The sequence below is a fragment of the Tepidimonas charontis genome, assembly GCF_007556685.1.
GTDB classification, from domain to species: Bacteria; Pseudomonadota; Gammaproteobacteria; order Burkholderiales; family Burkholderiaceae_C; genus Tepidimonas; species Tepidimonas charontis.
Map to the genome: position 1 here is coordinate 62,670 of NZ_VJON01000005.1, position 12,749 is coordinate 75,418.

A 12,749-nucleotide genomic window follows, 5' to 3' on the forward strand; every position below is an offset into this window, starting at 1 on the left:
GCGCGACCGCCCCCCGGCGCCACGCCGAGGGGCTGCGCACCGCCTCCCTGCCTTGTTTGTTGTACGGACAACGGCCAAGCCTTGGACCCAGGTTGCCCTGGTCGATGTGACAGCTTGATCAGATTATCGAGGGAAAAAGCGCCCCCCCGACCTCCCCTGTTTGGGGGAGGCTGGCCGGACATCATCCGCGTGCCGGCGCTTGCGTGGGCAGCCGCCGCCCGGCCCAGGTCACCAATCCCAACACCGGCAGTCCCAACAACGTCGTCAACACGAAAAAGCCCGGGTAGCCCAAGGCATCCACCAGCGTGCCGGCGTAACCGCCCAAGGTCTTGGGCAGCAGCGTCATCAGCGAACTGAAAATGGCGTACTGCACCGCCGTAAAGCGCACCTGCGTCAAACTGGACAGAAAAGCCACGAAGGCGGCACTGGCAAAGCCGGCGGCCAGGTTGTCGGCTGCAACGACCGCGTACAGAAGAAAGCGCTGTGGTCCAGCCAGGGCCAAGCCGATGAAGGCCAGATTGGTCAGTGCCGACAGCAGCGCCCCCCACCACAGAGCGCGCAGCACGCCCAAGCCGCCCGCCAGCAGCCCCCCCAAAAAGCCACCCGCAATGCTGACGACGACCCCAAAGGTCTTCACCGCGGCGGCGATATCCGGCTTGGAAAACCCCACATCCTGATAAAAGACGTTGCTGATGACGCCGAGCACGATGTCGGACATCCGATACAACCCCACGATGGCCAGCAGCAGCACCGCGTCGGCCCAGCCGTGGCGCACGAAAAACGCCCGCACCGGCTCCACCCAGGTGGCGCGCACCGCCGCCGGCGGCGCCACCCCCAGGCGCACCAGCGTCAACCCCGTCAGCGCGGCGCCGGCCAGCGCCACCGCCAGCCGCGCCGCCTCCCACAGAAAAGCACCCAACGGCCCCCACGACACGGGGCCCCAGGCCACCCCCCAGCCCCAAAACAGCGCCACGAACGCCACTACCGCCGCCACAAATACCGCCAGCAGGCGCGCGTGCTGGACGGCTGGGCGCGGTGCCACGTCGGCGTCCACCGGCGGCTCGGGCACCAGCAGTGTGGTCAGCACCCCTACCCCCATGGCCAGTGCGGCGCAGGCGTAGGCCGCCGCCCAGGCGCCATACACGTACTGGCCTTTGGCCGAGCCCCAGGCCGCGGCCAGATACAGCACCCCGGCGCCCGCCACCACCATGCCCATCCGATAGCCGGCGATGTAGGCCGACGACAACACGCCCTGGCGGCGTGCGCTGGCGATTTCGATGCGGTAAGCGTCGATCACGATGTCTTGCGTGGCCGACATGAAGCCCAATAGCACCGCGAATGCAGCCATCCGCACCAAGGCCGTCCCGCCGGCGGCGGGGTCGGTGCTGGCCATACCCAGAATCGCTGCCACCACACCCAACTGCGCCAGCAGCAGCCAGGCACGCCGCCGCCCCAGGCGCGCGGTCAGCCCCGGCAGGGGCAAGCGGTCCACCAGCGGCGCCCAAACGAACTTGAAGGAATACGCCAGCGCCGCCCAACTGAAAAACGTCACCGCGCGGCGCTCCACGCCCGCCTCACCCAGCCACAGCGACAGCGACGAAAAAATCAGCAACAGCGGCAAGCCCGCCGAGAAGCCCAGCGCCGCCAACGCCAGCACGCGCCGGTCCCACAACAGCGCCCGGCTGCGCCGCGCCCAGCGCCGCAGAGGCCAGCGTCTGGCAGGCGCACGTGCCAAGTGGAGCGACGATGTGGATGACACGACGGACACAGACCCCACAGCTCAAGCGACCCACGACGCGCCGCGCGTCGCACCACGAGCGGGCAGTCGGCACCCCCCACGCCATCCCGAGACAACCCGTGACGCCGAGCCGGCGCGGCGATGCCACCCGCACAGAGCGCATCATACGTCCTGCCCTCGGCACCCGCGGGCATCACGGCACGCAGGGCACGGGCCACGGTGGCGCCCGTCGCCCTCCAACCCCGCCATGGCCTATCATCGGCCCATGTGCTGGATGTGCCTGGCCCGCTCTTGTCTGCCGCGCCGCGGCTTTCTGACCTCATTGGCCGCCGGCGGCGCCGGGCTGGCGCTGGCTCCGGCCGCCGGCCTGGCCCAGGTCGATGTGGGGCCGCCGTCGTCGATGCGCAAGCTGGTCAGCGCCGAGCAACTGGAAAGCGCCGCCGCGCAACAGTACCAGCAGCTGCTGGCGCAAGCGCGCACCAAAGGCGCGCTGGCGCCCGACGACCACCCGCAGCTGCGGCGGCTGCGCGCCACGGCGCGGCGGCTGCTGCCGCACACCCCCGCGTGGAATCCGCGCGCCAGCCGCTGGCAGTGGGAGGTCCACCTCATCGGCAGCCGGCAGATCAACGCCTTTTGTATGCCCGGCGGCAAGATCGCGTTTTTCACCGGCATTCTCGACCAGTTGGCGCTGACCGATGATGAAGCCGCGATGGTGATGGGCCACGAAATGGCGCACGCCCTGCGCGAGCACGCGCGCGAGCGTATCGCCAAGACCCAGGCCACCGGCCTCGGCCTGTCGCTGGGCGCGCAGCTGTTGGGGCTGGGCGATGTCGGACGGCTGGCCGCCGACCTGGGCACCCAGTTGCTGAGTCTGAAGTTCAGCCGCGAGGACGAAACCGAGGCCGACCTGGTGGGGCTGGAACTGGCCGCCCGCGGCGCGTACGATCCGCGCGCCAGCGTCTCGCTGTGGCGTAAGATGGCCGCCGTCACTGGCAACAATGGGCTGGAGTTTCTATCCACCCACCCCAGCGGACCCAACCGCATCCGCGACCTGGAGGCCAACATCCCCAAAGTCGAAGGCTTGTACGAGCAGGCGCGGCGCGCCGGTTGACCGCCGGTGCTGCCCCGCGCCCGACCGCGTGCGCCCCCTGCCCGGGGAGGCCGGGCGGCTGTGGCGCCTCGTTTGCAGCCCCGTCTGGGTCAGGTGCCGCCGACGAAGGGATTGCTGCGGCGCTCGCGGCCAAAGGTACTCTCGGGGCCATGGCCGGGAATGAAGACCGTATCGTCGCCCATCGGCCACAGACGCTGCGTGATGCTGGCGATGAGCTGGTCGTGATCCCCGCCGGGGAAGTCGGTGCGGCCGATGCTGCCGGCAAACAGCACGTCGCCGACGAACGCGCGCTTGGCTTGGGCGCTATGAAACACCACATGCCCCGGCGTGTGCCCTGGGCAATGGCGCACCTGCAAGGTGCACTCGCCCACCGAGACGGTATCGCCGTCATAGAGCCAGCGTGTCGGTGTAAACGCCCGCGCGGGCGGAAAACCGAACATTTGGCTTTGCTGCGGCAGGGCGTCGATCCAGAATTGGTCGCCTGGGTGCGGGCCGACGATGGGCAATCCCAGCCGCTCGGCCAGCTCGCCGGCACCGCCGGCGTGGTCGATGTGCGCGTGCGTCAGCCAGATCTGGCCCAACGCCAGCCCCAGGCGATCGCTTTCGGCCAGCACGGTGTCGATGTCGCCCCCGGGGTCGATCACCGCCGCCTGCCGCGTGGCCTCGCACCACAGCAGCGAGCAGTTCTGGGCAAACGGTGTGACCGGGATCGTCAGATAGCGCAGCATGGCCGCCATTGTAGGCAGTGCGCCGTCACACATTGGTGGCGGCGATGACCTCGGACAAATCGGTCAGACCCGCCAATACCTTTTCGATGCCATCCTGGCGCAAGGTGTGCATGCCCGCCGCCAGCGCCGCGGCGCGGATATCGCCAGCCGGCGAGCGATGCCGGATATGGTGCCGAATCGCATCGTCGCACAGCATCAACTCATAGATGCCCAGGCGACCTTTGTACCCCCGGCCCTCGCAGACTTCACAGCCGCGCTTGACATAGGCGCGCACGACGCGCCGAGCGCCGACGTCCACGCCGTAAGCCGCACGCCAGCGCTCGATCTGCCCCGCCACATCCAGCGATGCGCCCGGCTCGGCACTGGAGCTCAGGTAGTGCGTAGCCAGTGCTTCGAGCTCGTCGTCGGTGGCCGGGCGGCTTTGCACACAATGCTTGCACAGGCGACGCACCAAGCGCTGCGCCAGAATGGCCAGCAGCGAATCGGAAAAATTGAACGGATCAATGCCGATCTCCAGCAGTCGCGTGATACTCTCGGGCGCGCTGTTGGTGTGCAGTGTGGACAACACCAAGTGCCCGGTCAGCGACGCCTCCACGGCGATGCGCGCGGTCTCCTCGTCACGCATCTCGCCGATCATGATCACGTCCGGGTCGGCGCGCAAGAAGGTGCGCATCGCAGCAGCAAACGTCCAGCCGATGCGCGCATTGATCTGCACCTGGCGCAGCCCAGCCTGCGTGATCTCGATCGGGTCTTCGGCGGTCCAGATTTTGCGGTCTTCGGTGTTGATGTCAGCAATCAGGGAGTGCAGCGTGGTGGTCTTGCCGCTGCCGGTGGGCCCGCACACCAAAATCAGGCCGTAGGGCTTGAGCGCCATGCGGCGCAGATCGGCCAAGTCGCGCTCGGACAGCCCGATGCCATCCAAGGGCATCGGCTTGGAAGCCGCCAACAGCCGCAGCACCACGTCTTCCAGACCAGCGGTGGTCGGCACCGTGACCACGCGCAGCTCGGTCTTGATGCCACCGAAGCGCGCAAAGTCGATCTTGCCGTCCTGCGGCTTGCGGTGCTCCGAAATGTCCATGCCGGCCATGATCTTGATGCGCGCCACCAGGGCATAGCGAAAGCGCGCATCGATTTCCATGTAGCGCTTGAGCTCGCCGTCGATGCGCAGCCGCACGCGCACCGGCTTCGGCGGCGGCTCGGTCTCGATGTGAATATCGGAGGCCTTCTGCGCGATCGCTTCCTCGATCAGGCTGTTGATCAGGCGCACCAGGGTGTTGTCGGCCTCACTGACGACATCGGTCTGCTGCTCCGCGCCCACCTCGGCGGCCTGCTGCAAATCGGCCAGCCAATCGTGCGCCGTCAGACGCCGGCGGTTCGCCTCTGCACCGACGTGCTCGCCGTGGCGTGCGGGCTGCAGTCCAGACAGTGCCGGGGTCGTCTCGTAGGCCCGGGCCAAAGCCGCTGGCAGCGTACCCGGTGCGGCCAGCACCGGCCGCAGGCGGCGCTGCGTGAGGAATCGCAGCTCCTCCAGCAGCCGTTGGTCGAGCGGATCGGCCATCAGCACCGCCAGTTCGTCGCCGCGCAGCGCCAGCGGCACCACCGATTCGCGCTGCGCCAGCGCCTGCGGTACCAGCGCCACGGCCTCGCGGTCGAAGGCAAAGTGCGTGGGATCGACGGTGTGGTTGCCCAACCACGTGGCGATGGCTTGATGCAACTGTGTCTCCGACACCAAGCCGCGCTCGATCAACCAGTCCCCCACCTGGCGGTCCACCCCCAGGTGGCGCTGCTCGTGCTGCGTCACCAGCACCTCGCGCAGCTGCTGCTCGCTCAGAAAACCCATTTGCACCAGCGCTTCACCCAGGTGGCGTGCAGTGAGCGCACGCGTCTGGGGTCGGTCCAACAGCGCCCACAACTCGGCCGCGGTGCGCGGCTGCAGGGGCGAAGCCGGAGCCGGCGCGGCTGGGCACGGTGCGGAATCGTTGTCAGAGTCGACGCTCATGGCGTCAAGCATCGCGCGAGACCGATTGCCCCGAGCGGCACCGGGCGCTGGCCGATCGGCACCCCCTCACCGCCGGCGGTCACGTCTGGCGCGGTGTTTGCGCAGTGGCGCGCCCGTGCGCGACAATGCAGCCATGGACACACGCCCCCGTATCGCCGTCGTCACCGGCGCTGGCAGCGGCATCGGCCGCGCCTGCGCCCTGGCCCTGCTGCAAGAGGGTTGGACGGTTTGGCTGCTGGGCCGACGTGCCGACGCACTGCACGCCACCGCAGCCGCCGCCAGTCCCGCAGCGGCGACGCGTGCGCATCCGTTCGTGGCCGACGTCAGCGATCCGGCCGACGTACAACGCGCGTTTGACGCCGTGCACGCCACCCACGGCCGGCTCGATTTGCTCTTCAACAACGCCGGCGTTTTCACCCCGGCCGCGCTGCCCGACGAGGTAACGCTCGACGACTGGCAGCGCGCCGTCGCCACCAACCTCGACGGGGCTTTTTACTGTCTGCGCGCCGCCTTTGCGCTGATGCGCGCCCAAACCCCGCGTGGCGGGCGCATCATCAACAACGGCTCGATCTCGGCGCACACGCCGCGCCCGGGCTCCATCGCCTACACCGCCACCAAGCACGCCATCACCGGGCTGACCAAAGCCGCGGCGCTGGATGGGCGCGCCTTCGACATCGCCGTCGGCCAAATCGACATCGGCAACGTCGCCAGCGACATGACGGCCGCGATGGCTGCCGGCGTGCCGCAGGCCGACGGCAGCATTCGCCCCGAAGCGCGCATGGACATGGACGCCGTGGTGCAAACCTTCATGACCATGGTGCGCCTGCCGCTGCAGGCCAACGTCCTGTTCCTGACCGTCATGGCCACCCAGATGCCGTTCGTCGGCCGCGGCTAACCGGCGCGCGCGGTGCAGGGCTCCCGAGCGGCGAGCGCACATCACAGCGGCAGTGCGCTGGTGCACTTGATTTCGTCCAGGCACACGCTCGAGCGCACACCATTGACGCCGGGCAACTGGGCCAGCGTTCCCAGCAAAAAATCGGACAGCGCCTTCAGATCACGCGCCACCACCTTCAGAACGTAGTCGAAGTCGCCCGTGACGGCGTAGCACTCCTGCACTTGGGCCATGGCGCGCACCTGGTCGCGAAATTTTTCCACCTCGCGGATGTGGCCGCGCTCCATCGTCACGTGGACGAAGGCCGTTACCCCCAGCCCCAGGCGCGCGGCGTCCAAGCGCGCCTCGTAGCGGCGGATGAAGCCGCGCTCCTCCAGCCGGCGGTGGCGGCGGTTGCACTGCGCCGGGGACAGATGCACGGCTTCGGCCAAGGCCTGGTTGGTGATGCGCCCGTCCTCCTGCAAACGGGCCAGGATGCGGCGGTCCACCGCGTCGATGGAAGGGCTGGGCGTCATGGGGCTCTCCTGGGTCAGAACAGTGCGGGTTTTACCCGAAACACGCAACGATTTTTCATGATTGCGGGTTTTCCGGTCGTCGAAACGCAAGCCCATTGCGTCGACACGGACATATGCTTCCGGCTTTCAATTTCAGTGCAGGAGTCGTGACCGTGGCCGACCTCTTCGACAACCCCATGGGGCTGTGCGGATTCGAGTTCGTCGAATTTGCCGCGCCCACCCCCAACGTGCTGGAGCCGCTGTTTCAGGCGCTGGGCTTCACCCGCATCGCGCGCCACCGTTCCAAGGATGTGGAGCTATGGCGCCAGGGGCAGATCAACTTCATCATCAACCGCGAGCCCCGCAGCCTGGCCGATTACTTTGCGCAGGAGCACGGGCCCAGCGCCTGCGGGCTGGCGTTTCGCGTGCGCGACGCGCACCGCGCCTACTACCGCGCGCTGGAGCTGGGCGCGCAACCCATCGACATCCCCACTGGCCCGATGGAGCTGCGCCTGCCGGCCATCAAAGGTATCGGCGGCGCGCCGCTGTATCTGATCGACCGCTACGAAGACGGCAAGAGCATCTACGACATCGACTTCGAATTTCTGCCCGAGTTCGAAGACCCCGCGCGACGCCACCTGGTCGGGCACGGCTTCAAAATCATCGACCACCTCACGCACAACGTCTATCGCGGACGCATGGCCTACTGGGCGCAGTGGTACGAGCGCCTGTTCAACTTCCGTGAAATCCGCTACTTCGACATTCAAGGCGAATACACGGGCCTCAAGAGCCGCGCGATGACCGCCCCCGACGGCCTCATCCGCATCCCGCTCAACGAAGAGGGCGGCTCCGGCGGCAACGGCCAGATCGAAGAGTTCCTGATGCAATTCAACGGCGAAGGCATCCAGCACATCGCGCTGCTCACCGACGACCTCATCCGCAGCGTGGACGCCCTACAGCTGGCCGGCGTGCCGCTGATGACGGCCCCCAACGACATCTACTACCAAATGCTGGACGAACGCCTGCCCGGCCACGGCGAGCCGGTCGGCGAGCTGCAGGCGCGTGGCATTTTGCTCGACGGCAGCACCACGCACGGGGACAAGCGATTGCTGCTGCAGATCTTCAGCCAGCCCGTGCTGGGCCCGGTGTTTTTCGAATTCATCCAGCGCAAAAACGACGAAGGCTTCGGCGAAGGCAACTTCAAGGCCCTGTTCGAAAGCCTGGAGCGCGATCAAATCCGCCGCGGCACCCTCAAAGTCGAAGCCGCGGCCGCCTGACCCCACCCGAAGGACCCCTGCCATGACCAAACTCGAAGGCGCTGCGCTGACATCCGCCCTGGCCCAGGTGCCTGCCTGGACCTTCGACGCCAAACGCCACGCCATTCAGCGCACGTTGCGCTTTGCGGACTTCAACGCCGCCTTCGGGTTCATGACGCGCGTGGCCCTTCAGGCCGAGCGCCGCAACCACCACCCGGAATGGTTCAACGTGTACGACCGGGTGGACATCGTCTTGACCACCCACGACGCCGGCGGCCTGACCGAGCGCGACATTGCCCTTGCGCGCTGGATCGATGCCGCCGCAGCGGCCCTGGGCGCGCGCGACGCCTGAAGCGCCCCGTCCGCTGCAGCCCAGGGCATTGCCCTGCCGAGGAGACCATCATGGACACCACCGCCACCGCCCTGCACGGCTGGGCGGCCGGTGAGGCTGGCCGCCCAGCCAGCCCCGACTGGACCATCCCACAAAACTGGGCCGCCTACACCCCGCAGGAACACGCCACCTGGGCCACGCTCTACCGCCGCCAGATGGCCTTGCTGCCCGGGCGCGCCTGCGACGCCTTCGTCGACGGCATGCGCCGCCTGCCCATCGAGCCCGACCGCATCCCGGACTTCGAGCGCCTGTCCGAGGTGCTGATGCGCCACACCGGCTGGCAGGTGGTCGCCGTGCCGGGGCTGGTGCCGGACGACGTCTTTTTCGAGCACCTGGCCCACCGGCGCTTTCCCGCCGGGCAGTTCATCCGCCGCGCCGACCAGTTGGACTATCTCCAGGAGCCCGACGTCTTCCACGACGTGTTTGGCCATGTGCCGATGCTGATGCACCCGGTCATGGCCGACTTCATCCAGGCCTACGGGCACGGCGGCCTGCGGGCGCAGCGCCTAGGGGCGCTGGAGATGCTGGCGCGCGTGTACTGGTACACGGTGGAGTTTGGCCTGGTGCGCGAGGCCGGCGCGCTGCGCATCTACGGCGCAGGCATCGTGTCCTCCGCATCCGAAAGCCGCTTTTGCCTGGAATCCCCCTCACCCCACCGCCTGGGCTTCGATCTGGCGCGGGTGATGCGCACCCGCTACCGCATCGACGACTTTCAGCAAACCTACTTCGTGCTCGACCGGCTGGAGGACCTGCTGCGCCTGGCCGAGATCGACTTCGCGCCGCTGTACGAACAGGTGGGCCGGCTGGACACCCTGCCGGCCGACGCGGTGCTGCCCACCGACGCGGTGATCAGCCGGGGGGATGGCAGATACCACCAGCAGCGGGTTTGACACTTACGTCTTTCTGGCACGCGCCCCCCCCCGCGAGGCGCGTATTTCCAGCGCACATGCAAAAAAGCCGCCAGAAAATTCTGGCGGCTGGATGCTCTGACGGGGTCAGCGGCCTGACGGCCGCACGAATCAGAACGTGTGCTTCAGGCCGATGCCAAAGCGGCTGTCCGGCGCACCGGCGCGGCCGTTGACGGCAGCGGCGTTGGCGTCAAAGAAGCCGGCGTACGCCGTGGTCCGCTTGGACAGAGCGTAGGCAGCCGCCACGCTCCAGCCACGCTCGGCCTTGCCGCCGTCTTTCTTGCTCTGCGCGTAGCCAACCGACACGACCAGGTTGGTCGCGACCGGCACGTCGGCGCCGACCGACCACTCATCCACATCCTCGTTCTTGACGCGGCCGTAGGTGCCCAGCAGCTTGGCCACGCCCAGGTCGTAGGACGCGCCGATGCGGGTGTACTTCTCGTTGTTCGGCTCGTCATCCTGATAACCCAGCGCGACGAACAGCGGGCCACCTTCGTACTTGACGTGGAAGGCCGAGACACGGCTGTTGGCCTTACCTTCGCGCAGGTTGGTGCTGACCGCACCGCTGAAACCGCCAAACGACGGCGTGGCATAGTAAATGCCGTTGTTGGGGTTATAGGTGTAGCCGTACTGGCTTTGGAAAATCAACCACACCGGACTCAAAACGATGGCGTTGAACGCCGCGTCGGTGGCGCCACTGATGTCGTCGTACGCCGTCCAGATCTTGCCCAGCTTGATCTCGCCGAAGCCACCCGACAGGCTCAGGTAGGTTTGACGGTCAAAGCCAGGGCCGGCAGCGCCGTTGTCGAGGGCAATCGCTTGCTCGTACAGGAAGCCGGCCTTCAGACCGCCACCCAGATCTTCCTCGCCCTTGATGCCCCAATGGCTGAAGGAAACACCGTCGCTCTTCAGCTTGGTGGGTTGGCCCTTGTCTTTGTGAATCACCATGTCAGCCACGCCATACAGCGTTACCGACGATTGGGCCATGGCAGCCCCCGAGGCGGCCAGGACGGCCAGCGCAATCAGCGTCTTTTTCATGAGGTTCACCTTTCGACGGGTTGAGGGTGTTCGCCGCTTTCCGCGAGGACTGCGGCACACGAGCCAATGGTAGTGGCATTTTCTTGACGATCAGGGTTTTCCCCCATTTTGGGCACCCCAATCGTTGCAGATGCGCAACACGCCCGGTCCTCAGACACCCCACCTCACGCCCCGCTCCAACAAAAAACCCGCTGCCGAAGCAGCGGGTTTCTCAGCCGTCAGACGACCGTCGATCAGAAGTTGTGGCGGATGCCCAGACCGAAGCCGCCAACATCCTTGCGGGCCGTGGCCGCTTTAAAGGCGCCATCCTTCTTCTTGCCGTCACGCAGGTAAGCGGCGTAAGCGAAGGTGCGCTTGGACAGCGGGTACTTGGCTTCCAACACGAAGTCGGTGTCCTTGGCCTTCGTGTCGCGGACGAAGTCAGCCGTCAGCGTGACCGTACCGACGGTGGTGCTGCCACCGATCGCAAAGCCCTTCGCAGCACCCGCTGGATCGATCCACGCACCGGCCAGCTTGAAGCCGCCGAAGTCGTAGCTCGCACCCAGGTGCTTGTTGTTGCCCGTGCGGCCGGCGTTGTTGTTGTAGTTGAAGGCCACAGACAGCGGGCCTTGCGCGTAGCGCAGCGACAGGTCGTTGCTGGCCTTGGTGCCATTATCACCCTTCAAGCGGTGACCGAACTGGGCCACGAAGCCGCTCATGTTGGGCGACGTGTACATGATCATGTCGCTGGTGCGGACGCCAGCCAGCACGGCGCCAAACTGGCTCGACACGGCCGAGTAGTTGGCCGCGCCGGTCAGTTCCCAAGCCGCGGCGGTGTGGAACGCCGGGTTCAGACGACGACCCAGGCTCAGCTCGCCGAAGCCGCCAGACAGCGTCATGTAAGCAGCGCGGTCGAAGTAATTTCCATTTTTAGGATTAGGAGGATTATTAGGAACAGTGCTTTCTTTGACCGCACCGTCGTCCAGCCACACCTGCGCCTCAAAGTTGAAACCGGCCTTCAGGCCGCCACCCAGATCTTCCGTGCCACGAATGCCCCAACGGGAACCGGTGTTGTTCATCGTGCCTGAGCTGTCCAGCTTCAGCTTGGTACCCGTGGCATTGGTGTCAGTGATGCCGATGTCTGCAACACCGTACAGGGTGACGGACGATTGGGCCATGGCCGCACCGGTGGCCGCAACGGCGGCCAGGGCGATCAACGTCTTTTTCATTCGATCTCTCCAAGAGTTGTCCAGAGTGGGAAACGGGGGCCGGGGTCTGCCCGACCGGCCTCCGCGTGGAGGCTAGACCGTATTTCACCAGATACGGAGCGGGTTTCGGCTAGGGTTGCCCCCAATGCCGACCAAACTGTCGCTTTCGCGCAACAAGCAGGCCTCACAACCCCATTTCGTAGCGGACGGTCAAGGGCGCGTGGTCGCTGAAGCGCTGCGCCTTGTACACCGACGCGCTGCGCGCCACCGCCGCCAGCGCCGGGGTGGCGAGCTGGTAGTCGATGCGCCAGCCCACATTTTTGGCCCACGCCTGGCCGCGCTGGCTCCACCAAGTGTACCCGTCCCCCTCGGCGTCCGGGTACAGGCGGCGGTACACGTCCACCCACGCGCCGCCTCCGAGCAGTTGGGTCATCCAGGCGCGCTCCTCGGGCAAAAAGCCGCTGTTCCTCTGGTTGCTGCGCCAGTTTTTCAGATCTTTTTCGGTGTGGGCGATGTTGATGTCGCCGCAGACCAGGCATTCACGCTCGGCCGCCAGGCGCGCCAGCTGTGGCGTGATCTCATCCAAAAAACGAAACTTGGCCTGCTGGCGCTCGTCGCTCGACGATCCACTGGGGAAATAGACACTGACGACGCTCAAGCGCCGCGCGGGGGTGTCGAAGCGCAGCTCCAGGTAGCGACCCTCGGCGTCGAACTCGGGCACGCCGATGCCGATGACGACGTCGCTGGGTTCGTACCGGCTATAGATTCCAACGCCCGAGTAGCCTTTCTTGACGGCGCAGTGAAAATACCCTCGCAGACCCGCCAGGGTGTCGAAACGGCCGGCCATGTCGGGGGGCTGGGCCTTGAGCTCCTGCACGCACAGCAGGTCCGGCGCCGTGGCGGCGACCCAGTCCTCCAGCCCCTTGCTGGCGGCAGAGCGGATTCCGTTGAGGTTGAGGGTGGTGACGGTCAGCATGGGCGCGATGGCGTGCAACGAGGGCCGGTCT

General features: G+C 66.8%; 12 protein-coding genes. 5 read left to right on the plus strand and 7 right to left on the minus strand.

Annotated elements, in window-relative coordinates; genetic code table 11:
* Nucleotides 1-181: 181 nt before the first annotated feature.
* Nucleotides 182-1,735, minus strand: coding sequence for an AmpG family muropeptide MFS transporter (locus Tchar_RS02770; protein WP_201739280.1), 1,554 nt, complete (start codon nucleotides 1,733-1,735; stop codon nucleotides 182-184).
* Nucleotides 1,736-2,003: 268 nt separating this feature from the next.
* Between Tchar_RS02770 and Tchar_RS02775 the strand changes: the two genes are divergently transcribed.
* Nucleotides 2,004-2,849 (plus strand): M48 family metallopeptidase, encoded by an 846-nt coding sequence (locus Tchar_RS02775; RefSeq protein WP_144327568.1) that lies wholly within the window; start codon nucleotides 2,004-2,006, stop codon nucleotides 2,847-2,849.
* An 89-nt stretch (nucleotides 2,850-2,938) separates the two neighbouring features.
* On the opposite strand, the gene Tchar_RS02780 is transcribed toward Tchar_RS02775, so the two are convergent.
* Together Tchar_RS02780 and Tchar_RS02785 are read right to left on the minus strand one after the other, a co-directional pair.
* On the minus strand, nucleotides 2,939-3,577 hold the full coding sequence (locus tag Tchar_RS02780; RefSeq protein WP_144327569.1) for an MBL fold metallo-hydrolase: 639 nt from the start codon (nucleotides 3,575-3,577) through the stop codon (nucleotides 2,939-2,941).
* Between the two features lie 25 nt (nucleotides 3,578-3,602).
* Nucleotides 3,603-5,576, minus strand: coding sequence for a GspE/PulE family protein (locus tag Tchar_RS02785; RefSeq protein WP_144327570.1), 1,974 nt, complete (start codon nucleotides 5,574-5,576; stop codon nucleotides 3,603-3,605).
* A gap of 133 nt (nucleotides 5,577-5,709) precedes the next feature.
* Here Tchar_RS02785 and Tchar_RS02790 point away from each other — a divergent pair, with 133 nt between their 5' ends.
* Nucleotides 5,710-6,471, plus strand: coding sequence for an SDR family oxidoreductase (locus tag Tchar_RS02790; protein ID WP_144327571.1), 762 nt, complete (start codon nucleotides 5,710-5,712; stop codon nucleotides 6,469-6,471).
* A gap of 41 nt (nucleotides 6,472-6,512) precedes the next feature.
* On the opposite strand, the gene Tchar_RS02795 is transcribed toward Tchar_RS02790, so the two are convergent.
* Nucleotides 6,513-6,983 carry an Lrp/AsnC family transcriptional regulator gene (locus Tchar_RS02795; RefSeq protein ID WP_144327572.1) on the minus strand — a complete coding sequence of 157 codons (471 nt, stop codon included), beginning with the start codon at nucleotides 6,981-6,983 and terminating at the stop codon, nucleotides 6,513-6,515.
* A gap of 152 nt (nucleotides 6,984-7,135) precedes the next feature.
* Between Tchar_RS02795 and hppD the strand changes: the two genes are divergently transcribed.
* The 3 genes from hppD to phhA are packed head-to-tail and all read left to right on the plus strand — an operon-like array spanning nucleotide 7,136 to nucleotide 9,499.
* Nucleotides 7,136-8,239: a 4-hydroxyphenylpyruvate dioxygenase gene (gene hppD, locus Tchar_RS02800; protein ID WP_144327573.1), complete on the plus strand. Its 1,104-nt coding sequence runs from the start codon at nucleotides 7,136-7,138 to the stop codon at nucleotides 8,237-8,239.
* A gap of 22 nt (nucleotides 8,240-8,261) precedes the next feature.
* Nucleotides 8,262-8,570 carry a 4a-hydroxytetrahydrobiopterin dehydratase gene (locus tag Tchar_RS02805; RefSeq protein ID WP_144327574.1) on the plus strand — a complete coding sequence of 103 codons (309 nt, stop codon included), beginning with the start codon at nucleotides 8,262-8,264 and terminating at the stop codon, nucleotides 8,568-8,570.
* A 50-nt stretch (nucleotides 8,571-8,620) separates the two neighbouring features.
* Nucleotides 8,621-9,499 (plus strand): phenylalanine 4-monooxygenase, encoded by an 879-nt coding sequence (gene phhA, locus Tchar_RS02810; RefSeq protein WP_144327575.1) that lies wholly within the window; start codon nucleotides 8,621-8,623, stop codon nucleotides 9,497-9,499.
* A 129-nt stretch (nucleotides 9,500-9,628) separates the two neighbouring features.
* On the opposite strand, the gene Tchar_RS02815 is transcribed toward phhA, so the two are convergent.
* From Tchar_RS02815 to Tchar_RS02825, 3 genes are all read right to left on the minus strand, one after another.
* Nucleotides 9,629-10,555, minus strand: coding sequence for a porin (locus Tchar_RS02815; protein WP_144327576.1), 927 nt, complete (start codon nucleotides 10,553-10,555; stop codon nucleotides 9,629-9,631).
* A gap of 233 nt (nucleotides 10,556-10,788) precedes the next feature.
* Nucleotides 10,789-11,763, minus strand: a complete 975-nt coding sequence (locus tag Tchar_RS02820; protein ID WP_144327577.1) for a porin — start codon at nucleotides 11,761-11,763, stop codon at nucleotides 10,789-10,791.
* Between the two features lie 163 nt (nucleotides 11,764-11,926).
* Entirely contained in the window at nucleotides 11,927-12,718 is a 792-nt protein-coding gene (locus Tchar_RS02825) for an exodeoxyribonuclease III (protein WP_144327578.1), read from the minus strand.
* Nucleotides 12,719-12,749: the final 31 nt, after the last annotated feature.

Coding starts and splice junctions, on each gene's coding strand:
- Tchar_RS02775 (WP_144327568.1), top strand. CDS start 2,004: ATGTGCTGGATGTGCCTGGCCCGCTCTTGTCTGCCGCGCCGCGGCTTT.
- Tchar_RS02820 (WP_144327577.1), bottom strand. CDS start 11,763: ATGAAAAAGACGTTGATCGCCCTGGCCGCCGTTGCGGCCACCGGTGCG.
- Tchar_RS02805 (WP_144327574.1), top strand. CDS start 8,262: ATGACCAAACTCGAAGGCGCTGCGCTGACATCCGCCCTGGCCCAGGTG.
- Tchar_RS02825 (WP_144327578.1), bottom strand. CDS start 12,718: ATGCTGACCGTCACCACCCTCAACCTCAACGGAATCCGCTCTGCCGCC.
- Tchar_RS02795 (WP_144327572.1), bottom strand. CDS start 6,983: ATGACGCCCAGCCCTTCCATCGACGCGGTGGACCGCCGCATCCTGGCC.
- Tchar_RS02790 (WP_144327571.1), top strand. CDS start 5,710: ATGGACACACGCCCCCGTATCGCCGTCGTCACCGGCGCTGGCAGCGGC.
- phhA (WP_144327575.1), top strand. CDS start 8,621: ATGGACACCACCGCCACCGCCCTGCACGGCTGGGCGGCCGGTGAGGCT.
- Tchar_RS02780 (WP_144327569.1), bottom strand. CDS start 3,577: ATGCTGCGCTATCTGACGATCCCGGTCACACCGTTTGCCCAGAACTGC.
- Tchar_RS02785 (WP_144327570.1), bottom strand. CDS start 5,576: ATGAGCGTCGACTCTGACAACGATTCCGCACCGTGCCCAGCCGCGCCG.
- Tchar_RS02815 (WP_144327576.1), bottom strand. CDS start 10,555: ATGAAAAAGACGCTGATTGCGCTGGCCGTCCTGGCCGCCTCGGGGGCT.